The 20,596-nt window shown below is 69.1% G+C and carries 19 protein-coding genes and 1 pseudogene; 6 read left to right on the top strand and 14 right to left on the bottom strand.

Annotated elements, in window-relative coordinates:
• Nucleotides 1-103: 103 nt before the first annotated feature.
• A complete protein-coding gene (locus EGY25_RS06050; RefSeq protein ID WP_040349351.1) occupies nucleotides 104-415 on the top strand; it encodes a hypothetical protein in 312 nt (103 codons plus the stop codon).
• The gene (locus EGY25_RS06045) at nucleotides 416-1,621 is read left to right on the top strand and encodes an acyltransferase family protein (RefSeq protein ID WP_135194151.1); all 1,206 of its coding nucleotides are present in this window, start codon (nucleotides 416-418) and stop codon (nucleotides 1,619-1,621) included.
• Here EGY25_RS06045 and EGY25_RS06040 read toward each other — a convergent pair whose 3' ends face one another.
• Nucleotides 1,622-2,191 (bottom strand): Fur family transcriptional regulator, encoded by a 570-nt coding sequence (locus EGY25_RS06040; RefSeq protein WP_135194196.1) that lies wholly within the window; start codon nucleotides 2,189-2,191, stop codon nucleotides 1,622-1,624.
• A 136-nt stretch (nucleotides 2,192-2,327) separates the two neighbouring features.
• Here EGY25_RS06040 and EGY25_RS06035 point away from each other — a divergent pair, with 136 nt between their 5' ends.
• Complete coding sequence (locus EGY25_RS06035) at nucleotides 2,328-4,484, top strand: heavy metal translocating P-type ATPase (protein WP_135194150.1); 2,157 nt, start codon at nucleotides 2,328-2,330, stop codon at nucleotides 4,482-4,484.
• 446 nt (nucleotides 4,485-4,930) lie between these two features.
• Here the strand turns inward: EGY25_RS06035 and EGY25_RS06030 are convergent, their stop codons facing one another.
• From EGY25_RS06030 to EGY25_RS05985, 10 genes and pseudogenes are all read right to left on the bottom strand, one after another.
• Nucleotides 4,931-5,398, bottom strand: a complete 468-nt coding sequence (locus EGY25_RS06030) for a DUF411 domain-containing protein (RefSeq protein WP_035307575.1) — start codon at nucleotides 5,396-5,398, stop codon at nucleotides 4,931-4,933.
• 153 nt (nucleotides 5,399-5,551) lie between these two features.
• A pseudogene (locus tag EGY25_RS06025) lies at nucleotides 5,552-7,582 on the bottom strand (NAD(+) synthase); the annotation flags it as partial.
• A 167-nt stretch (nucleotides 7,583-7,749) separates the two neighbouring features.
• Nucleotides 7,750-8,421, bottom strand: coding sequence for a class I SAM-dependent methyltransferase (locus EGY25_RS06020; RefSeq protein ID WP_230307678.1), 672 nt, complete (start codon nucleotides 8,419-8,421; stop codon nucleotides 7,750-7,752).
• A gap of 39 nt (nucleotides 8,422-8,460) precedes the next feature.
• Complete coding sequence (locus tag EGY25_RS06015; protein WP_135194149.1) at nucleotides 8,461-9,165, bottom strand: helix-turn-helix transcriptional regulator; 705 nt, start codon at nucleotides 9,163-9,165, stop codon at nucleotides 8,461-8,463.
• A 36-nt stretch (nucleotides 9,166-9,201) separates the two neighbouring features.
• The gene (locus EGY25_RS06010; RefSeq protein WP_135194148.1) at nucleotides 9,202-9,519 is read right to left on the bottom strand and encodes a hypothetical protein; all 318 of its coding nucleotides are present in this window, start codon (nucleotides 9,517-9,519) and stop codon (nucleotides 9,202-9,204) included.
• A 297-nt stretch (nucleotides 9,520-9,816) separates the two neighbouring features.
• Nucleotides 9,817-10,227, bottom strand: a complete 411-nt coding sequence (locus EGY25_RS06005) for a copper-binding protein (RefSeq protein ID WP_035307582.1) — start codon at nucleotides 10,225-10,227, stop codon at nucleotides 9,817-9,819.
• Entirely contained in the window at nucleotides 10,224-13,376 is a 3,153-nt protein-coding gene (locus EGY25_RS06000; RefSeq protein ID WP_112863184.1) for an efflux RND transporter permease subunit, read from the bottom strand. The genes EGY25_RS06005 and EGY25_RS06000 overlap by 4 nt, the downstream gene beginning before the upstream one ends.
• The gene (locus EGY25_RS05995; RefSeq protein WP_112863185.1) at nucleotides 13,373-14,674 is read right to left on the bottom strand and encodes an efflux RND transporter periplasmic adaptor subunit; all 1,302 of its coding nucleotides are present in this window, start codon (nucleotides 14,672-14,674) and stop codon (nucleotides 13,373-13,375) included. The genes EGY25_RS06000 and EGY25_RS05995 overlap by 4 nt, the downstream gene beginning before the upstream one ends.
• On the bottom strand, nucleotides 14,671-16,029 hold the full coding sequence (locus tag EGY25_RS05990; RefSeq protein ID WP_135194144.1) for a TolC family protein: 1,359 nt from the start codon (nucleotides 16,027-16,029) through the stop codon (nucleotides 14,671-14,673). Before EGY25_RS05990 ends, EGY25_RS05995 begins: the two co-directional genes overlap by 4 nt.
• A 115-nt stretch (nucleotides 16,030-16,144) precedes the next feature.
• On the bottom strand, nucleotides 16,145-16,507 hold the full coding sequence (locus tag EGY25_RS05985) for a hypothetical protein (RefSeq protein WP_088582514.1): 363 nt from the start codon (nucleotides 16,505-16,507) through the stop codon (nucleotides 16,145-16,147).
• A 172-nt stretch (nucleotides 16,508-16,679) separates the two neighbouring features.
• Between EGY25_RS05985 and copC the strand changes: the two genes are divergently transcribed.
• The 3 genes from copC to EGY25_RS05970 all read left to right on the top strand — a co-directional run bounded on the left by copC (nucleotide 16,680) and on the right by EGY25_RS05970 (nucleotide 19,382).
• Nucleotides 16,680-17,042, top strand: a complete 363-nt coding sequence (gene copC, locus EGY25_RS05980) for a copper homeostasis periplasmic binding protein CopC (RefSeq protein ID WP_088582513.1) — start codon at nucleotides 16,680-16,682, stop codon at nucleotides 17,040-17,042.
• A gap of 6 nt (nucleotides 17,043-17,048) precedes the next feature.
• Nucleotides 17,049-17,984: a copper homeostasis membrane protein CopD gene (gene copD / locus EGY25_RS05975; RefSeq protein ID WP_135194143.1), complete on the top strand. Its 936-nt coding sequence runs from the start codon at nucleotides 17,049-17,051 to the stop codon at nucleotides 17,982-17,984.
• Between the two features lie 126 nt (nucleotides 17,985-18,110).
• On the top strand, nucleotides 18,111-19,382 hold the full coding sequence (locus tag EGY25_RS05970) for a type II restriction endonuclease (protein ID WP_088582921.1): 1,272 nt from the start codon (nucleotides 18,111-18,113) through the stop codon (nucleotides 19,380-19,382).
• On the opposite strand, the gene EGY25_RS05965 is transcribed toward EGY25_RS05970, so the two are convergent.
• The 3 genes from EGY25_RS05965 to EGY25_RS05955 are packed head-to-tail and all read right to left on the bottom strand — an operon-like array spanning nucleotide 19,345 to nucleotide 20,431.
• Nucleotides 19,345-19,668: an isoprenylcysteine carboxylmethyltransferase family protein gene (locus EGY25_RS05965; protein WP_205678542.1), complete on the bottom strand. Its 324-nt coding sequence runs from the start codon at nucleotides 19,666-19,668 to the stop codon at nucleotides 19,345-19,347. The genes EGY25_RS05970 and EGY25_RS05965 overlap by 38 nt on opposite strands.
• Nucleotides 19,665-20,006, bottom strand: a complete 342-nt coding sequence (locus tag EGY25_RS05960) for a hypothetical protein (RefSeq protein WP_088582511.1) — start codon at nucleotides 20,004-20,006, stop codon at nucleotides 19,665-19,667. The genes EGY25_RS05965 and EGY25_RS05960 overlap by 4 nt, the downstream gene beginning before the upstream one ends.
• A complete protein-coding gene (locus EGY25_RS05955) occupies nucleotides 20,003-20,431 on the bottom strand; it encodes a PepSY domain-containing protein (RefSeq protein WP_135194147.1) in 429 nt (142 codons plus the stop codon). Before EGY25_RS05955 ends, EGY25_RS05960 begins: the two co-directional genes overlap by 4 nt.
• Nucleotides 20,432-20,596 lie beyond the last annotated feature (165 nt).

Below are 20,596 nucleotides of genomic sequence, written 5' to 3'. Positions count from 1 at the left end.
CAAACGCTTCACCGTGCGCGGCCGGAGCATTCGTTGGCGGGAAGGCCGCTATCGCCAACGAGGTAGGCGGCGGCTCCAGGCGCGCCCGCTGAAGCCACGGCCCGTGCTCGATACGCTCGTCGCCATCGGGGTCAGCCTGTTCGCAGGAGGCCTGGTCTTCTGCATGGCCCTTCTGCTGCTGGGCGCACACAAGGTGCCGCTGCATTTTGGTTACGGGGCCATTCTGGGCGGCGTGATCGGCTGCTCGTTTGTGTTTGGACCCCGCGATAGGCCCGGACTGATGGTCGTCGGAGGCTTGGTCGTCGTTTGGGTTTTGGGAACGGCCGTCCTCTACGCTTCGCGAGACCAGATCGTCCTGCGTCCACATGAGCACCGCAGCGCCGCCGCCAAGTCTGCGCCACGGAAGGCTGACTGAATGCCCGAAGCCGCGCTGACCGAGCCATCGCCTCGCCCCGTCCGGATCGCGCGCGGCGGCTGGCTGGACGCGCTGCGTTTTATCGTAGGGGCGCTGATCATCCTCTACCATTTCCGCGAGGCCGCGCCTGTGCCTCTCGGACAATTGCATCCAGTCTTCGAGCGCGGCTATCTGCTCACCGACTTCTTCATCATCGACTCCGGCTATGTCCTGGCCCGCATCTACGGTGATCGCCTCGCGTCCGGACAGGCCTCGCTGCGCGCCTATGCGCGCCAGCGCCTGCTGCGGGTCATTCCGGCCCACCTGGCGGTCAGCCTCGTCCTGGTGCTGCTCGTCGGCGGCGCCGCCCTGGCCGGGATCGCGCCCAGCAATCCGCGCTGGTTCGACTGGTCGCAACTGCCCGCGCAGGTGCTACTGGTCCAGGCCTATGGCGTGCCGGGCGGGCAGGGGTGGAACGCCCCGACCTGGACCCTCTCGGCCCTGATCGGCTGCTATCTCCTGCTGCCCTGGATCTGCCGCGCCCTGTGGCGCTGGCCGCCGGTCGCAATGGTGATCGGCGCGACGCTCCTCGTCGTCGCCGCCGATATCGCCGCCTCGCTGTGGCTCGGCGATCCGATCTACCGCCTGCCGATGCGCTACGGCATCCTGCGCGCCCTGCCGCTCTTCCTGCTCGGAGTCGCGGCGGCCTTCTACGGTTCGCGGGTCTGTGTCGCGCCGCACCGGGCCAGGGCGATCGGCCTCGCCGCCGCCTTCGCGCTCGTGGGGCTGCAGGCCTTCGGCGCCTTCAGCCTGGTGTCGCTCGGCCTGATGACCGTGATCATCTGGGCCGCCGGCGCCGTGCCGGTGCGCAGTCCTTCACGGCTGATCGAGCATCTGGCCCTAATGTCGTTCTCGATGTTCCTCACGAATGAGGTGAGCCGCATCGTCTGGTTCGGCCTGCTCGACGCCCTTGGACAGGAGGCGTGGTCGTCCGGCGTTCGCTGGGTCCTGTGGGCGATCGGCTTGGTCGGGGCGTTCGTGGCCGCCGCCGTGTTTCGCTACGGCTTCGACCGACCGGTCCAGACCTGGCTTAGTCCGTCCCGACGGGGGGGGGCGACCCGAATGTCGGCCGCCGCCACCAAACAGGCCATGGAATGGGCCGCGGGCCCCGGCGTCGCCGCGGCCGGGCGCCCGGGCCAGGCCGTCATCGACCCGCCGCGGGCTTGATCAGGGGCGCGGCTCAATGCTTGCGGGCCCGGACCCCGCGGCCGCCTCCGGCTCCGTCTGGAGGACCGGATCCCGGGCGGCGCCGGGGCGCGGCGGGCGGCAAGCCGAACACAGACCCTGGCCTTCGAGCGTGATCCGTTCGATCTCGTAGCCCGCCGCTGTCGCGGCCGCGTTCAGCGCAGCCAGGTCGGGCGCGGGAACCTCGCGACAGAAGCCGCAACAGTCGCACAGAAGAAAAACCGCAGGCGAACCGAGGCGTTTGGGATCGCAGGCCACATAGGCCTTAAGGCTGGAAAGACGATGAACCAGACCGCGGGTCTCGAGGAACTGCAGCGCCCGATAGACGGTCGCCGGCGTCGCGACGCGGGCCTCCCGGTGATACGTCGCCACGAGATCATAGGCCTTGGCCGGAGCGCCCGCGACGTGCAGGAGCTCCAGCACCCTGCGCCGGGGGCGCGTCAGCCTGTCCCCGGCGGCGGCGACGCTGGCGGCGGCTGCGTCCAGGGCGCGTTCCACCTGTGCGGCCGTCGGCGGCGCGGTCTCCCGGTCATGCGGACAAGGCGAGGTCATCAAGGGGCTGGGCTCGCCTCCGGGGTTCGTCGGACGGCGCCCTCCACTCCAACCGAACGGCGCGCTCATTTTTTAGCTTGCATCTACAGTCGCTGGAGGAGGTAGCCTTGCCCTATAGAGATCACAAGGAACAGACATGACGGCGCAAACTCTCGAAAGCCGATACCGGGTCACCGGGATGGATTGCGCCAGCTGCGGCCGCAAGATCGACAGGGCGATCCGCAGGCTGCCGGGCGTCGAGGACGTCTCGGTGGCGGTGCAGACCGGCGTGCTCAAGATCCGGCATGGCGGAGACCTCGCCGACGAGGCGGTCCTGCAGCAACTGCGCAACCTCGGCTACAGCGGAGAAGCGGCCGCGCCGACGTCCGGAGCCGTCGCTGCGGCGGCGGGCCCACCTCCGGCGGCCGCCCGGGCCGGGGGCGCCCCGTGGTGGTGGACCGGCAAGGCCCGCCTCACCGCGCTCTGCGGCCTGGCGCTGTTGTCCGCCTATGGACTGGGCACGCTGTTCCCCTCCCTGGAACGATACGCCTTCCTCGCCGCCCTGGCCGTGGGGCTCATTCCGATCGCGTCGCGCGCTTTTTCGGCGGCGCGCCACGGCACGCCCTTCTCCATCGAAATGCTGATGACCATCGCCGCCGTCGGCGCCGTCTTCATCGGGGCCGCGGAAGAGGCCGCCGCCGTCGTTTTGCTGTTCCTCGTCGGCGAGATGCTCGAAGGGGTGGCGGCTGGTCGCGCGCGCAAGAGCATCCAGGGGCTCGCCACCCTCGTGCCCAAGACCGCCTTCGTCGAGGTGGACGGCGTGACCACGGAGGTCGCCGCCGAGACCGTGGCGGTGGGCGCGATCATCCTCGTCCGGCCCGGAGACCGCGTTCCGGCGGACGGCGAGATCATCGAGGGCGCGGGAGACCTCGACGAGGCCCCGGTGACGGGCGAGAGCGTGCCCAAGCGCAAGGTCGAGGGCGATCCTGTGTTCGCCGGCACGATCAACGGCGGCAGCGTCCTGCGAGTGCGCGTGACGGCCTCAGCCTCGGACAACACCATCGCCCGGGTGGTGCGTCTCGTCGAGGAGGCGCAGGAATCGAAATCGCCGACCGAACGGTTCATCGACCGCTTCTCGAAAATCTACACGCCGGGCGTGCTCGTGTTCGCCGCCCTCGTCGCGGTCACGCCGCCGCTGCTGTTCGGCGGGACGTGGAGCGAATGGGTCTACAAGGGCCTCGCCGTGCTGCTGATCGGCTGCCCCTGCGCCCTCGTCATCTCCACGCCGGCCGCCATCGCCGCCGGCCTGTCGGCGGGGGCCCGGCGCGGCCTGCTCATGAAGGGCGGGGCCGTGCTGGAGACGCTGGGCAAGATCACGGCGATCGCCTTCGACAAGACGGGGACCCTGACCGCCGGCAAGCCCGTCGTCACCGACGTCGTCGCCGGAACGCGGGATGCCTCCGCCCTGCTGACCCTAGCGGCCGCGCTGGAAACGGGATCGAGCCATCCGCTCGCCCTCGCCATCCTCGCCCGAGCTGAGGCGGACAAGATCACGGCGCCGCCGGCCTCGGCCACCCAGGCCATTCCGGGGGAGGGCGTGGAAGGCGAGGTCGGCGGCGAACGCATATTCCTCGGCTCGCCGCAGGCCGCGGCCCGACGCGCCCCGATCACGCCGGCCCAGGACGCGGCCATCGCCGCCCTGAACGCCGAGGGCAAGACGGTTTCCGTCCTTGTCGTCGGGGATGGCGTCGCCGGGTTCCTCGCCATGCGCGACGAGGCGCGGCCCGACGCAGTCCAGGGTCTGGCCGACCTGAAGGCGCGGGGCATCCGGACCATCATGCTGACGGGCGACAACCGCCGCACGGCGGAGGCGGTCGCCGCCGGCCTGGGCATCGAGCCCCGGGCCGAACTGCTGCCGCAGGACAAGCTAGTCATCGTCAAGGCGCTGCAGGCCGAGGGGCTGGTGGTCGCCAAGGTCGGGGACGGCATCAACGACGCCCCGGCCCTGGCCCAGGCGGATGTCGGCATCGCCATGGGCGGCGGCACCGACGTGGCCCTGGAGACCGCGGACGCCGCCGTCCTGCGCGGCCGGGTCAGGGACATTCCCGACATGATCGCCCTGTCCCGCGGGGTGATGGGCAATATCCGGCAAAACATAACCATCGCCTTGGGATTGAAGGCCGTCTTCCTGGTCACCACCGTGATCGGAGTGACGGGCCTGTGGCCCGCCATCCTCGCCGACACCGGAGCCACGGTCCTGGTCACGGCCAACGCCATGCGCCTGCTGCGCTGGACGCCGCGTCGACAGGCCTGACGGGAGAGAGCCGGGCTCGAAGGGCCGCGCCGGGAGGGATCCGGGTCAGCCCCTGGCCAGCGAAGGTCAGGGATTATCCGGCGCCGCGCAACCCTGCCTCCGCTCGCGGATTGCATCCCGACACGGCAAGCGACGCCGGAGCGGAGCGCAGGGTGTCATGGGCGAACAGACTGGCGATCAACCGGATGTCGATGGCGAGCGCCCCGACACCGCGAGGACCCGCGGCGAGACTGATCCGGACGCTCCCGCGACGCCGCCGAAGCTCCATATGACGGGCAGGGGTCTCAGCCCGGCCGAGTATCGCGCCCAGCACGGCGGTCACCCGCATCAGGCTGACTTTTCGCGAGGCGCCGATGGCGGCGACGACCCGGCGGAAGCGGCTGGGGCGGGCCAACCCGACAGGCCGTGAACCGGTCGCCTGACGCCCTCCGGCCGCGGGTCGGCGGTCAGGTGCCGTTGTGTCGGCCGAACACGCGGGTCGAGCCGTCGTTGAGGATCAGCACCGTCGTATAGGGTTCGCGGCCGGCGGCCTCCATGCCCGGCGAGCCCGCCGGCATGCCGGGCGCGCTCAAGGCCCTGGCGGCGGGGCGTTCGCTGAGCAGCCGATCGACATCGCCGGCGGGGACGTGGCCTTCGATGGCGTAGGCGCCGACCACCGCCGTGTGACACGAGGCCAGCCGGTCCGGAACGCCGTGCTGCGCCCGGATCGGAGCCAGATCCTCGCGCTCGACGACCTCGACGGTCCAGCCGGCCTGGCGCATGTGCGCGATCCAGCCGCCGCAGCAGCCGCACCAGGGCGTCTTGTAGGCGGTCATCCGCTTCGGCGGCGCGGCGAGGGCCGGGCCGGCGAAGGCGAGGGCCGGCAGCGCCGTCAGAAGGGCGCGTCGGGAGGGGGAGGGCGAAGAGGCGGGCATGACGGCATCCTGGCGAGCGAGGCGACGATCCTAGCCGGATCGCCGGGCGTTGACGACGCTGACGATGTCGCGGGCCGCCGTCAGGCCTGGCGCCCCCAGGACGCGAGCAGACCGCCCTGGCCCGAAAACCGGCGGGGCGTCGTGCGGGGCGAACTATGGGACATTGCGCTTCAGGTCGTCCAGCCAGACCCGGGCGCTCGCGTCCGAGGGCGCCCGCCAGTCGCCGCGCGGCGAAAGGTTGCCGCCCGAAATCACCTTGGGGCCGTTCGGCATGGCGGAGCGCTTGAACTGGCTGAGGGCGAAAAACCGGGTGACAAACACCTCCAGCCATTGCTTGATCGTCGGCAGATCATAGGCGGCGCGCGAGGCGGCCGGGAAGTGGGCCGGCCACGCCCCCGCCTCGAGATCCCGCCAAGCGTGCCAGGCCAGGAAGGCGACCTTGGAGGGACGCAGGCCGTAGCGCGTCAGGTAGAACAGGTTGAAATCCTGCAGTTCGTAGGGCCCGATCCTGGACTGCGTGCTCTGAAGCGCGTCCGCGGCGGCCTGCGGCACCAGCTCGGGCGAGATCTCCGTGCCCAGCACGCCAAGCAAGGTCGCCGAGGCCGCCTCGTCCAACTGCCCGGTGGCCGCGACCCAGCGGATCAGGTGCTGGATGAGGGTCTTGGGGACCGAGCCGTTGACGTTGTAGTGGCTCATGTGATCGCCGACGCCGTAGGTCTGCCAGCCCAGCGCCGACTCGGACAGGTTGCCTGTGCCGAGCACCAGGCCCTCGCGCTGGTTGGCGAGCCGGAACAGGAAGTCGCTCCTCAGCCCGGCCTGGACGTTTTCGAAGGTGACGTCGTAGACCGGTTCGCCGCGGGCGAACGGGTGGCCGATCGCCTCCAGCATCGTCCGCGCCGCGGGCCGGATGTCGATCTCTTCGCCCGTCACCCCGAGGCTTCGCATCAGGGCCCAGGCGTTGCGCTTGGTGCCCTCGCTGGTGGCGAAGCCGGGCATGGTGAAGCCCAGGATGTCCGTGCGCGGACGGCCCAGGGCGTCGAAGGCCTTCGCCGCGACCATCAGGGCGTGGGTGGAGTCGAGGCCGCCGGAGACGCCGACCACGACGCGCCTGACGCCCGCCGCGTCGAGGCGCTTGGCGAGGCCCTGCACCTGGATGTTGAAGGCTTCATAGCAATCCTGGTCCAGCCGGGCCGGATCGTCCGGCACGAACGGAAACCGGTCGTGCGGCCGCAGCAGCCCGATATCGACGTGCTCCGCCGCATGCTCGAAGGCGATCCGCCGGAAAGCGTGCTCGGGGTGGCCGGCGGCGGCGGCGGCGTTGTTGAAGGTGGGCGTCCGCAGCCGCTCGAGGCGCATGCGTTCGACGTCCACGTCCGCCACGGCCATCTGGGCGACGTCCGGGAAGCGGCGGGTCGCGGCCAGCAGACGGCCGAGCTCGTGGATGGTCGCCTGCCCGTCCCAGGCCAGGTCGGTGGTGCTCTCGCCGGGCCCGGCCGCGGCGTAGAGGTAGGCGGCCTGGCATCGCATCGACTGCGAGGCGCAGAGCAGCGCGCGCTCGTCGGCCTTGCCGACCACGATGTTGGACGCCGACAGGTTGCAGAGCAGGGTGGCTCCCGCCAGCGCCGCCAGGGTCGAGGGCGGGGTGGCGGCCCAGAAGTCCTCGCAGAGCTCCATGTGGAAGACGAAGTCCGGGACGTCGCTGGCCTCGATGATCAGGTCGGTCCCGAACGGCGCCCTCTGCCCGGCGACGGCGATGTCCAGGCCGCGCACGCCGGCGCCGGGGGCGAACCAGCGGTTCTCGTAATACTCCCGATAGTTCGGAAGGAAGCTCTTGGGCACGACCCCCAGGACGCGGCCCCGGGCGAGGGCGACGGCGCAATTGTAGAGCCGTCCGTTGCGGACGAGGGGCGCTCCCACCACCAGCACCGGCTGCAGGTCCCGGCTCGCCTGCACGAGCTCGGCGAGCGCGGCGTTCACCGCCTGAAGGAGGGCGTCCTGGAGCAGGAGGTCGTCGATCGCATAGGCGGACAGGCCCAGCTCCGGAAACAGCATGAGGTCGGCGCCGCGGGCGTGTCCCTCCCGCGCCAGTTTCAGGGTCTCGAGGAGGTTGGCCGCCGGATCGGCCACGGCGATGCGCGGCGTGCAAACCGCCACACGCACGAACCCCTGCGCCCGGTTGGAATAGAGTTCATGCGCTCGGCCTCCTTTGGCGTCGACCGGTACAGGAGCGGCCCGGCGCCCGGCAAGTTGCGCCCTCCGTCGCGCGCCGCGGCCGCCCGAGCTCGGGCCCGCCGTCATCGCGGGCAGGCGGAGCTCGCTGTCGAGGGCGTCGCGGCGCCCCCGACGGCGGCCTACGGCCGCACGGCCGCGTAGAGGGAGATCGACCCGGTCGGGGTGGGAATCCGCCGCGTCTCGCTCACGGCCTCGAAGCCGGCTTCGCGCATGAGGTCCGGGAGCACGCCGAGCGCATTGGGCTCGGTGTGCTCGAAGCCGTCCAGCATCTGAACCTGCCGGAAGAGCAGGCGCATCAAGGGATTCGCCTGGCGGCCGGCGTCGGCCATATGCAGCCGGCCGCCGGGTCGAAGCGCGCCCAGGCAGGCGGCGAGGATCGCCCGCTTCACGGGCATCGGGCATTGATGCAGCACCAGGCTCGAGACCACCTTGTCCGCGGCCGCGCCCGGCAGGATCGCGGTCAGCGCGTCCCCGTAGCCGGCTCGCCATTCCACGTGGACCCCGGCCCGGCGAGCCTTGTCGCGCGCGATCTCCAGCACCGCCTTGTCGGGATCGACGCCGATGAGGCGCGATCCCGGCGACGCCGTCTTGAGCTGGATCGCGAAGGTCCCGGTGCCGCAGCCGACGTCGAGGATTGTCTCGCCAGGCTGCGGATCGGCTTCCGACAGCAGGGCGCACCGCCAGCGACGCTCCCGGGTCATGACGGCCAGCACCCTGTCGTAGGCGCCGGTGAGCTCGTGGCGACCGAGCGCGGGGACGAAGTCTCTGTCCTGGTTCATGGCGACGAGCATCGCCTGGATTCGGGCTCGCCGCTTGAACGAAGCGGCTGCTCAGCCGGAGGGGACCAGGCGCCGCGGCTGCACCCCGAACATCGCCTTCATCGTCCGCGCGAGGTGCGCGCCGTCGGAGAAGCCGGCCTCATGGGCGGCGGTGGTCACGTCGACCCCGCCCGCCAGCAGTGTCGCCGCAAGCTGCAGCCGCCGCCAGAGGACGAACCGCTTGAACGACAAGCCTTGCGCTTCGGCGAAGACGTGACGGAACCGGTCGGCCGACAAACCCGCGCGGCCCGCAGCCGCATCGAGCCGCACGGGGCCTTCCGAGAGCGCGGCGTCGATGAACGTCAGGACGCCGGCCATCCAGGACACCGCGGGCGCGGCCGGCTCGCCTCCGGCTCCGCCCGCCTGGTCCGACCAGAACCGCCGACGGCCCTCGGCCGCCAGCACGTGGGCGCTGGACGCGCGGACGAGCACGGCCCGAAGCGCCGCGCGCGCCTCCACGCCCAGACTTCCCGGCTCGAAAAACAGGATCTCGGCCTGCGCCGCGGCGCCGAGCCGATGGCCCACGAGCGGATCGACGAGAAACGCCGTGGCGCGAAGGACGCGGCCGCCCGCAGTCCCGACGGCGATCGGCCGGTCGGCGAACACCGCCTGCGCCGCGAGGTGCCGGTGAAGCGCGTTGTCGCCGACCGCGCCGCGCCACCGCGCCCAGCCCGGGCCGATCTGCAGACCCCCGCGCCAGGCGCCGTCAGGGCTCACCGGCGCGCCACAGGCGGGAAACGACGCCGGATGGGGTCAGTCACGGTCCCGGCCCCCGGATCGGCCGCGGCGATCTCGCTCGTCGCGGCGGTCGGATCGCGCGGGCTCGTCGGCGTCGTCCTCGAGGCGCTCTTCCCGCGCCCCGGACGCCACGCCGGCGGGACCGATTCGCCAGCTCACGACGGCGACCACCAGGAGCACCAGCAGCAGGGCGGCGGCCACCGAGCCCCGGCGGGACCGCCCAAGAAGATCCGACGCGGGCGCCCGTCGTTGAGGAGTCAGATCGATGGACCTCAGCAGGCACGACAGGCGTGCCTCGCCCGACCTTGAGGGCATTCCGTTCATGTCGCTCATGTCACCCACCTCCTTCAAGATCGAACTCGGGTACTCCAAGGCGAGTTCCAACGCTGCGGTCCCTCAGTCCACGGTTCGGCTTGTTCGCACGACATCCCCGCGCCGAGCGCCGCCTCGAAGCCCATTCGGGTTCGGACCGAAACAACTCGGACAGTCGGCACTGTCCATCTTCACGCCGCTTTGAAGCCGTCTGCTGAACCCATAAAGGCTCGACGCGGCGGAGAAGCCAAAGGTTCCCCGCCGCGTCGTCAACCCGGACGCCGCCGCCCCGTGCGACGACAGTCCGGCAGCAGGGGATTACTGCGGCCGAATCGCCTTCACTTCGCCCGCGCTGCCTGTAACGACCAGATCAAACTCGACCCGGTCGCCGACCTTCGCCTGGTCAATCAGGGCGGGTGACGCCGCGAAGCCCATGGTCATCGCGGGCCATTCCAGACTGGCGATCGGCTCGTGCTCGATCGTGATCTTGCCGCCCTCCGCGTCGATGGCCGAAATCACCCCGCGCGCGGTCGCGGACTCCTCTCCGGCCGCCGACGACATGGCGTCCATCTCCGCCGGCGCCGCGGGGGCAACGGCGGAACCGGTGGCGGCTGGGGTTTCCGTCTCCGTCGCCGGCTGCTGACTGCAGGCCGCCAGGGCAATGACCGCCCCGGCTGACAGGCTCAGGCCGAGGGCGAGCCTGGCCGACTTCACGAACAGGTTTTTCATAGGGTAGCTCCTTGGGTGGGGGTTTGGGTGGGACGTGATTTCCGGCGTCTCAGGAGGAGATAGCCGGCTGGGATGACGAGCATCGACAGGAGGGGCGCGGTGATCATGCCGCCAATGACTGGCGCCGCGATCCGGGTCATGATCTCCGACCCCGCGCCGTGGCCGATCAGGATCGGGAACAGACCGCCCAAGATCACGGCGACCGTCATCGCCTTGGGCCGGACCCGCAGAAGGGCGCCCTCGCGAACGGCCTCCTCGACCTGCTCCCGGTCGGGATCAGGTCCTCGATCCTTCAGCGCATGTTTGAGATAGATCAGCATCACGACGCCGAACTCCGCCGACAGGCCAGCGAGGGCGATGAAGCCAACCCCGGTCGCGACCGACTGATCGAAGCCCATCAGATAGAGCAACCAGAAGCCGCCGGTCAGGGCGAATGGCAGGGTGCCCATGATGAGGAGGGCTTCGTCGAAGCGCCCGAAGGTCAGATAGAGCAGGATGAAGATGATCACGAGCGTGGCCGGAACCACGATCTTTAGCCGCTCGGCCGCCCGTTCCAGATATTCGAACTGGCCGGAGTAGGCGATGCTGACGCCCGGCGCGAGATCCACCTCGCTGGCGACCGCCTGACGCAGATCGGCGACGACAGACGCGAGGTCGCGCCCCCGAGTGTCGACATAGACCCAGGTGGTCAGCCTGCCGTTCTCGGACTTGAGCATCGGCGGGCCGTCCGCGATCTGGATATTGGTGACCGTGCCAAGGGTGATCTGCTGGCCCGACGGCGTCAGCATCGGCAGGGCGCGCAGTTGCTCCAGACTGTCGCGCAATTCTCTCGGGTAACGGACGCTGATCGGATAGCGGGCGAGCCCCTCCACCGTCTGTCCGATCGTCTCGCCGCCCACGGCGCCCGATACGATCGATTGGACATCGGCGATGTTCAGGCCGTAGCGGGCCGCCGCGCGCCGGTCGATGTCGATGTCGACATAACGCCCGCCGGTCAGGCGTTCGGCCAAGGCGGAGGTCACGCCCGGTACGGTCCTGGCGACATCGGCCACCTGGGCCGCGATACGGTCCATCGCGGCCAGGTCAGAGCCGGACACCTTGACGCCGACGGGGCTCTTGATGCCCGTCGCCAGCATGTCGATGCGATTTCGGATGGGAGGGACCCAGACGTTGGACAGTCCGGGGACCTGAACCGCGCGATCGAGTTCTTCGATCAGTTTTTCCGGGGTCATGCCCGGCCGCCATTCATCGCGCGGCTTGAACTGGATGGTGGTCTCGAACATCTCCAGCGGAGCCGGATCCGTGGCGGTTTCCGCCCGGCCCGCCTTGCCGAACACGGTCGCCACTTCGGGCACGGTGCGGATCATCCGGTCCGTCTGTTGCAGCAGTTCCGCGGCCTTGGCCGGGGAGAGACCCGGCTGGGCCGAAGGCATATACAGCAGGTCGCCCTCGTCCATCGCCGGCATGAATTCGCCGCCGAGCTGGCTAAGAGGCCAGGCGGTGGTGGCGAAGATCAGCAAGGCTGCCACCAAGGTCTTTCTGGGATGATGCAGCACCCAGTCCAATGGCCCGCGATAGATGCGCGTGAGCCAGCGATTGATCGGATTGCTCTGTTCGGCCGGGATCCGTCCGCGGATCAGATAGCCCATCAGAACCGGCACGAGAGTGATGGACAGGATCGCCGCCGCCGCCATCGCATAGCTCTTGGTAAAGGCTAGGGGCGCGAACAGCCGGCCCTCCTGGGCCTGCAGGCTGAACACCGGGATGAACGACAGGGTGATGATCAGCAGGCTCAGGAACAGCGCGGGGCCGACCTCCACGGCCGCCTCGGTGATGACCTTCCAGCGATCTTCGCCCGCCAGCTTTTCATCCGGGTGATCGTGTTCCCATCGTTCGATGTGTTTGTGGGCGTTCTCGATCATGACCACCGCCGCATCCACCATGGCGCCGATGGCGATGGCGATGCCGCCCAGCGACATGATGTTGGCGTTCACGCCCTGAAGATTCATGATCAGGAAGGCCGCCAGGACGCCCAGCGGCAGGGTCAGGATGGCGACCAGCGCCGACCGGGCGTGCCAGAGGAACAGGCCGCAGACCAGGGCGACGACTATGAACTCCTCGATCAGCTTGCCGCTCAGATTGTCGATCGCCCGGTCGATGAGCTGCGAGCGATCGTAGGTCGTCACCACTTCGACTCCCGGGGGCAGTCCGGCTTTGAGCGTCTCGAGTTTCTCGGTCACGGCCGCGATCGTGGCGCGGGCGTTTGCGCCGGATCGAAGGATGACGACGCCGCCCGCGACCTCGCCTTCGCCGTTGAGCTCGGCTATGCCGCGTCTCATCTCCGGGCCGATCTGGATGGTCGCGACATCCCCGAGGCTGATCGGCACGCCTCCAGCCGCCGTGCGGAGCGGCACGGCCCGGAAGTCGTCGAGCTCGGTCAGATAGCCGTTGGCGCGGATCATGTATTCGGCTTCGGCGAGCTGGAGCACCGAGCCGCCCGTCTCGCCGTTGGCGCGCTGGAGAGCGTCCACCACCGCCTGATGGGTGACGCCGTAGGACGCGAGCCTGACGGGGTCGAGCACCACCTGGTATTGCCGCACCATGCCGCCCAGGCTGGCGACCTCGGCGACCCCCGGCACGGTCTTCAGCTCGTAGCGGAGGAACCAATCCTGCAGGCTTCGCAATTGCGCCAGATCGTTGCGGCCTGTGCGATCGACCAGGGCGTATTCATAGACCCAGCCTACGCCGGTGGCGTCCGGACCAAGTGCCGGTTGGGCGGTCGCGGGAAGCCGCGCCTGCACCTGGCTGAGGTATTCGAGGACCCGGGAACGCGCCCAGTAGAGGTCCGTCCCATCTTCGAACAGCACATAGACGAAGCTGTCGCCGAAGAAGGAATAGCCTCGAACCGTTCGCGCGCCGGGTACGGACAGCATGGTGGTCGCCAGAGGATAGGTGACCTGGTTCTCGACGATCTGGGGCGCCTGCCCCGGGTAGCTGGTGCGAATGATGACCTGCACGTCCGACAGGTCCGGCAAGGCGTCGACCGGCGTGCTGCGAACCGCGAACAGGCCGGCGGCGAGCAGGGCGACGGCGGCCATAAGGACGAGGAAGCGCCCCTTGACCGAGGCGCGAATGACCGCGGCGATCATTGGCTCGACCTCCCGCGCGAGGCGGGCGCGGCCATGGATGCGCCCGTTGGGGCGGCGGTGGCGGGCCGGGACGTCGGGCCGATCGGCCGCGCCGTTACGCCTGACAGGCTGGCTTCGGAATCGATCAGGAACTGCCCCGACGCGACGATCCGTTCGCCTTCCCTGAGACCGGCGAGGATCTCGGTTTGCCCCCCGGCTTCTCGCCCGACACGGACCTCGGCCGGTTGATACCGGCCTTCCGGCCGGGCGAGCATGACAATGTCCCGTTCACCCGTTCGGATCACCGCCTCGGTCGGCACGAGCAACGCCGTCGTCGAACCGCCGCCGAAGGTGATCCGGCCGAACATGCCGGGGCGCAAACGGCCCCCGCGATTGGCCATTTCGATCCGTCCCGTGACCGTGCGGCTGTCGCCGACGAGTTCCGGCAACAGGGCGGTCAGACGACCCGTGAACCGCTCTCCCGGGAACGCGGTCAAAGCCACCTCGACGGACTGTCCGACCCTTAGCCGGCTCCCCAGCGCCTCCGGGATGGCGGCATTGACCCAGACGGTGGCCAGGCCGTTGATCTCGGCCAAGGTCATGCCTTGGGTCACGCTCATGCCGGCGCGCACGCCCAGGGTCTTGATCACGCCGCCAGTGGGCGTTGAGATCGTGATCGTGTTTCGCGCCCGCCCGCTGCGCTCCACCGAGGCGATCAGGCTCTCGGACATGCCCATCAGCACCAGTCGCTGCCGCGCCGCCTGGATCAGGGGCGTGTTGCCGGTGCGCCGTACGGCCAGATATTCCGTCTGGGCGCCGCCCCAGGTCGGGATGAGCAAATCGACCAGAGGCGCGCCCGCAGCGATGACATCGCCCGGCGCGCGGTTGTAGACTCGCTGCACGAAGCCGTCGGCCCGCGACTGGACCACGGCGATGTCGCGTTCATTGTAATCGACCACCGCCGTGGCGCTCAGATCGCCCTCAAGGTCGCCACGGCGAGCCGTGGCATACCGGACCCCCAAATTCTGGGCCAGCGCCGGATCGATTCGAACGCCGGGGGTGGCGGTCGTTCCCCCCTCATCGGCATATTTGGGGATGGTCTCCATGTTCATGGACGACTTCCCCGGCCCCGGGTAGCGTTCGTTTGGAACCATGGGATCGTACCAATAGAGGATCTCGCGCTCCCCTCCCCCCTCGGCGGTCTCACCGCCGGCCCCATCCAGCCGCGGAGCGACGACGATGCCGGCCCCGACGCCGACCCCGACCAAAAGAAGCGCGCCCATGGCGATGCCCAGGCGTTTGTTGCGAAGGGCGTTCATCGGTCGTCGTTCCCATAGGTGAGAGTGATCTCGACCACTTGACGCATCACGGCGGCCTCGCGATCGAGCGTGTCGAGCCGGGCGTTGGCCACGGCGGTGAAGGCTTCGAGAACTTCAACGATGCCCGCCCGACCCGCCGCATAGCTCGCGGTTTCGAGATCGGAACGCTGAAGGACACTGGGCAGAACGACGTCGCGCGACCGGACCCATTGATCGTGAGCGGTCGCGTATTCGGCCAGGGCGCTTCGCAGCGACGCGGTCAACACGCGCTCAGCGTCCTCACGCTCGGCGGTGACCCGCAGCGCATCAGCGGCGCGCGCGGCGATGACGGGATCCTGCCTTCGACCGGGAAAGATCGGCAGCCGCACGCTCGCTCCGACGGAGAACAGATCGCCGAACCGCTCATCGCGGCGGGCGTAGCTGGCTTGGAACGACCAGTCCGGGCGACGTCCGGCGCGGGCCAGGTCGACCTCGGCTTCGGCGCGGCGCGCGGCGGCTCCATAGGCCCGCACGGTCGGCAGCTGGGCGATGCCGTTCCGCAAGGCGGTCAGGTCGAGATCGTCCTGCGGCGGCGGGCCAACCGTCTCGGGATCGGCGTCGCCCGTCCACCGGGCGAGTTCGGCTCGCGCCTTCTCGATGTCGGCGGCGAGACTGCTGCGGCGATCGTCAAGATCGGCTTTGAGCTGAACGGGCCCGAGAGCGTTGGCGGGCCGATAGGCGCCGGACGCGACTCCGGCCGGGGCGGCGTCCCACAGGGGTTGCAACGTCGCCAGCAGCTCTTCCAACGCCGCAAAGCGGCGTTCGGCATAGAACAGGTCGATCCACGCAAGGCCCACGGCGACCCGGACCTCTCGTCGCGCGACGGACTCCTCAGCGCCGGCGACGCCGATCGCCGCCTCGGCGATGTCTCGCTCGGCGCGACGACGCGCGCGGCTGGGCACCTCCTGCTCGACGCCGATCCTGAGCATGGTGAAGTCTTCATCGAATTGCCCCGCGAACGGCCCGGTCACCGGATATCCGTCGAGACCGACGGAGAGCCGGGGGTCCGGCAGAAGCCCCGCTGCCGGAACGGCCGCACGAGCGGCGTCGACACCCAATGCGCTGGCGCGCAGACTGGGTGCGCTGAACGCCGCGCGGGCCAGGGCCTCGTCGAACGTCTGGGGGTCAGCCTGGGCCGGCGCGGTCCAGACGCTCAGGAGCAGAACGGAAGCGGGAAGGATCGCCCAGCTTGCGGTTAGCTCACGGCACCGGGTGGGCGCCGAAGCCTCGGCTCGCCGCGTCGTGACGCGCGGCAGGCGGACACGGGGCGGCTGACAAGCAGACGCGCGTGTCGCCGTCCTCAAACGAATGGTCATGAAATTCCTCGAAACCATCGGACCCGCCGTGAGGGCAGGACACCGGCGAAGGGCTCAGATCGATCGGTTACCGCGGCGTAACGTCGCGCACGGCCTACCGTTCAGCGAAAGCGTTCTAAGCCAGCCGTTTCGGCGGATTCTTCAGTGGAAGCGGGCCTGCGCCCTCTCGCACGACATCGACGGCTGCGAACCGGAGTCCCCGCGGAGCCGAAGGCCGTTGAACGGTCGGCGCCGGCGGCATGGGCGCCGCGACGGCGGCGCAGCCCATCTTGGCGATGCAGTCGGGCGTCATCTCGTCGCAAGGGCTAGTAGCGCCGCCGGAAGGCCCGTCCGCCATCACCATCATCTCGGCGCAATCCATGTCCGCCATGCCGCCCGTCGCTTCGAATACCTGGAACGGCGTGGCGTGCGCGGACGACTGGCCGACGAAGCCGGCCACCGCCAGGGCGAACAGAAGGGTGCGGACGAGGTTCCACATGCGCGGTCATCCCACGCCCGTCGGCCGGCCGTGTCAAGCGACCGACGGGCTGGCGTCGGGCGCGCGCAACGCAATGCTCCGGATCAGCGCGCGCCCGCCCGCAGTTCGAACGAGGGATTCAACCCCGGCGCCCGTATAACTCATTGAACCCCTCTGGTTTCGGAGCCTCCCTATGACCACTCGCAAAATCCTTTCCGTCGTCGGCGCCGTCGGCGCCCTGCTGTTGGGGGCGACGCAGGCTGCCGCCCACGCGCGCGTCGTCGCCTCCAACCCGGCGGCGAGCGCGAGCATCGCCTCGCCGCGTTCGCTGACGGTCACCTTCAGCGAACGCGTCGTTCCCGCTTTCTCGGGCCTCGAGGTCGTGAACGCCGCCGGTGCCAAATTCCCGGTCGCGACCACCGTCTCCGATGACGGCATGACCGTTTCGGGACGGACGGCGCGACCGCTCGCGGCCGGCGCCTACAGCCTCAACTGGCACGCCGCCTCCGCAGACGGCCACCGTATGACCGGCGCCATCGCCTTCACGGTGCGCTGACCCATCGTGCTCGACGTTCTGGTCATCCTGCTCCGGCTCGCGCAGTACGGCGGCGCTGTCGTCCTGCTCGGGACGCCGCTGTTCCTCCTCTACGGGTTGCGCGGGTCGGACGCGGTGGCCCTCGGCTGGACGAGATCCTTGCTGGTCAGCGCGGCGGCCGTGGTCGCCATAGGCTCCGCCGCCGCCTTCGCGGCCCAGACCGCTGTGATGGCGGGCTCGCTGACTGAAGGTCTCAAGCCGGCGACGCTCGGCTTCATGCTCACGGGCACGAGCCTCGGACCCGCCTTTCTCGTCCGGACGCTGGCCGCGTTGCTCGCGCTTCTTGCGCTCATCCAAGACAAGCCGTCCCGCGGCCTGTGGGGATTCGTCGCCGTCGCCGGTCTGATCGTCGGCGCCAGCTTCGCCTGGACGGGACACGGCGCGGCCACCGAAGGCGCCGGGCGCTATGTGCATCTGACGGCCGCTATTTTGCACAGCTGGGCGGCGGCGGTGTGGCTCGGCGCGCTCGCGGCGCTGCTTATCCTGACCTTCGGGCGACGGTCAAAAACGGTTGATAGCGACAGGATCCTTCATCGAGCGCTTCACGGATTTGCCGGCGTCGGAACCGCATCGGTCGCCGTCCTGGTTCTGAGCGGACTGGTGAACAGCTGGTTCATGGTCGGACCCGATCGTATCGCTGGCCTCTTGAGCACGCCCTACGGTCTGCTGTTGACGGGCAAGCTCGTGCTCTTCGCGCTCATGCTGGTTCTGGCGGCCGCGAACCGCTTTTATCTGACGCCCCACCTCGGCAGCGCCCTGGACGATCCCGAGTATCTTGGCCCCGCCATTTCACGGCTGAAACGCAGCTTGGTGATGGAGACCCTCCTCGCCCTGGGGCTGCTGGCCCTGGTGTCCATCATGGGAACCCTGGCTCCGGTCTCGGCCATGGAAATGGCGATGTAGCCGTTGGCGCGCGCCGAACGCGCTGGAGCCAGGTGCGTCGCACGCGCTCTTGGGACCGGCTGCGAATGGCCGTTGGCCCAGCGACCTGGACCCGCCTAGACTGCTCAAGAATTGAGGGGGCGCGCCGTGTCAGATCGAGTTCGTGATCTTATTGAACAGTGGCGGCGCGACCCGGCTGCGACCTACCAGACCTGGTTCTTGTGGGACGAGCGTCTGAAGAATTTCCGCTCCATCCGTCGCGGCATCGGCCAGGTCGTCAAGGAGATCGAAGCAGGCCGGTTCGGCGTGGCCTATCGCGGGTCGTCGCTGGAGACGATCGTTCATTCGGTGGCCGAACAACGGCAGATCTTCAAGGGCGCGGACCATGCCTTCCTCTGGAAGCCCAAACTTCGCATCCCGGACATCTACGAAAACCCGGCCAATCAACGCGCTTTCGGCCGGCTCCTGCATCACTGCAGCTGTTGTTCGACAGCAACGGAAATTCTCGCGGGCATCCGCACGATCGACCAACTCCGAATCAAGGGACTCGGGCCTGCAGTGGCCAACCTGATCTATTTTCTCCATCCCACCCACGTTTCGCCGTTCAATACCGCGATCGTCAACGGCTACAACGCGATCACCGGATCAAAGGTCAAGCTCGGGAGCTGGGAGCACTACCTTGCGATGCGGCAAGGAATTTTGGCCCTCAACGCTCGCTACAGCGATCTTCTGTCCAACGATCTCGGGGCGATCGCGGGCTTCCTGTTCGACGTGGGCTCCGGCCGTTATCCCGCGCCGCCCCTGGACGACGAGAGTCTGTCCGCCAGCGGCTGGGACGCGCGGCTGGCCGAAGCGCGCGCCGAAGCGGTCAAGTTCGAGAAGACCGCGCTCCAGCAGGGCGAGACGGACCGGACCCACACAGAGATCCAGGCCTGGGTCCGTGATCTGGGTCGCGCGCTGGGCTACAGGGTCTGGATCGCGTCCAATGACCGCGGGCGCCAGCACGAGGGCGCACGCCTGAGCGAGGGCTGCCTAGAACAACTACCGCCGTCGCTGGCGAACGGTCCAGGCGCCGAGTCCATCCGGCTGATCGACGTACTCTGGCTGGAGGGAGACGCGGACCGCGTGGCGGCCGCCTTCGAGGTCGAGCATTCCACCACGATCTACTCCGGTGTCGTGCGAATGCTGGACCTCGCCCTGTCAGGCGAACTAAACATCTCCGCCGGCCTTTTCCTGGTCGCTCCCGACAGCCGCGAAAACGATGTGCGGGCGCAGTTGCAACGTCCGGCCTTCAGCCGGATCGCCGATCTCAATGTGCGCTATCTGCCCTACGGAGAACTGGAACGGCACCGGGCATCAATCGCCCGCTTCGGAACCGGTCTCAGGGCTCTGACCGAGATTTCGCACCGCGTGACCTGATCGTCGGTGACTGGCCCGCCTCGCATCCAGGTCGTTCTGGCTCACAGGCCTGATAGGCAAGAGCGCGATCCTCCAGCCGCACCCGCCAGGTGATCAGCATGGCATTAAGCGCGGTGAACACCACTGCTATCCAGACCTGGCCGAAAACCAGCGGCAGGATGGCGATCTCAAGAGATGCGATCCAGTAGTTGGGATGACGAATGACCCGGAAGGGCCGGATCGGACTAGCGGCGCGCCGGGCAGGTGATGATCCGAGTGGTCCAAAACCGGCCAAGGTCGCGATCACCCCGCTTGCTCCAGCGCGCTCGTCGTGCTCTCGGCCATCAGGGCGACTGCGTGTTCCAGGAACAGGTCGTTCCGCTCCGCGAAGCTGTGCGGCTGCAGATACCAGTCCATTGGGACGCACGAATGCCGTGTGTCGATCAAGGCGTTTCGATAGATAGGCGCCAGCCGCTCGAAACCGCCGTGGGTCGTGGCGAACATTTCGGCCCCGTTGGCCGCGACGTCCTCTTGCCGCAGGATGTGCGGCGGCCAGGCGGTGGTCAGGGCGGCGAGACGCGGTGGTGAAGTCCGGTCGTTGTCTCTTGGCAGAGCTTCCTGTGATCGAGCCGTCGCCTGCCTCATGGCTCCCGCTTGCGAACCGCACGCGCCATTTTCAGGTCGCGGGAGATCCGTATCCACAGCAGGATGAAGCCCGAAATCACAATGCTCAGGGTCAAGGCGGTAGTGATGATGATCAGGGGGTGATTGAAGTCCTCGCCGTCGTTCCAGTCCATGACGTGCAGTCGCCAGAAGAAGTCGAAGATCCGCCACACGCCCGAGCGGCGCGTCACCACTTCGCCTGTCGCTGGCGACAGGTAGAAGGCCGTCTTTTCGCGGTCGGCGAAGTCTACCCGCCACAGCGGGCCGGTGCGTCCCGTCGCCTCGGGCGCCGTCGCCAGAAGAACCGCGCCGGAAACCCGCGCCTCGCCCTTGTACGCGCCCTGGGCGAAGGCCGAGGCGTCGGCGGCCGACATCGGTCCGAACGGCCGGCCGGTCGCGGCGGACACGACGACTGGCTCGCCCGACGCCGGCTTCAAGGTCCAGGCCGCCCCCCCGCGGCGTCGTGTGAAGCTCCGCCTGGACAGGCGCGACGCCCGCTCGGCGCGCGATCTCGCTCAGTGCCGGAAGCGCGCCGAGCTCCAGCGGGCTCGGCTTGAGGTCAACCGCCCGAT

This window comes from Brevundimonas intermedia (assembly GCF_004614235.1).
Lineage (GTDB): Bacteria > Pseudomonadota > Alphaproteobacteria > Caulobacterales > Caulobacteraceae > Brevundimonas > Brevundimonas intermedia_A.
The sequence above is the reverse complement of the archived record's forward strand: the minus strand, read 5'-3'. Positions and strand labels throughout refer to the sequence as shown.

Coding starts and splice junctions, on each gene's coding strand:
- EGY25_RS06045 (WP_135194151.1), top strand. CDS start 416: ATGCCCGAAGCCGCGCTGACCGAGCCATCGCCTCGCCCCGTCCGGATC.
- EGY25_RS06040 (WP_135194196.1), bottom strand. CDS start 2,191: ATGACCTCGCCTTGTCCGCATGACCGGGAGACCGCGCCGCCGACGGCC.
- EGY25_RS06035 (WP_135194150.1), top strand. CDS start 2,328: ATGACGGCGCAAACTCTCGAAAGCCGATACCGGGTCACCGGGATGGAT.
- EGY25_RS06030 (WP_035307575.1), bottom strand. CDS start 5,398: ATGCCCGCCTCTTCGCCCTCCCCCTCCCGACGCGCCCTTCTGACGGCG.
- EGY25_RS06020 (WP_230307678.1), bottom strand. CDS start 8,421: ATGCTCGTCGCCATGAACCAGGACAGAGACTTCGTCCCCGCGCTCGGT.
- EGY25_RS06010 (WP_135194148.1), bottom strand. CDS start 9,519: ATGAGCGACATGAACGGAATGCCCTCAAGGTCGGGCGAGGCACGCCTG.
- EGY25_RS06005 (WP_035307582.1), bottom strand. CDS start 10,227: ATGAAAAACCTGTTCGTGAAGTCGGCCAGGCTCGCCCTCGGCCTGAGC.
- EGY25_RS06000 (WP_112863184.1), bottom strand. CDS start 13,376: ATGATCGCCGCGGTCATTCGCGCCTCGGTCAAGGGGCGCTTCCTCGTC.
- EGY25_RS05995 (WP_112863185.1), bottom strand. CDS start 14,674: ATGAACGCCCTTCGCAACAAACGCCTGGGCATCGCCATGGGCGCGCTT.
- EGY25_RS05990 (WP_135194144.1), bottom strand. CDS start 16,029: ATGACCATTCGTTTGAGGACGGCGACACGCGCGTCTGCTTGTCAGCCG.
- EGY25_RS05985 (WP_088582514.1), bottom strand. CDS start 16,507: ATGTGGAACCTCGTCCGCACCCTTCTGTTCGCCCTGGCGGTGGCCGGC.
- copC (WP_088582513.1), top strand. CDS start 16,680: ATGACCACTCGCAAAATCCTTTCCGTCGTCGGCGCCGTCGGCGCCCTG.
- EGY25_RS05960 (WP_088582511.1), bottom strand. CDS start 20,006: ATGAGGCAGGCGACGGCTCGATCACAGGAAGCTCTGCCAAGAGACAAC.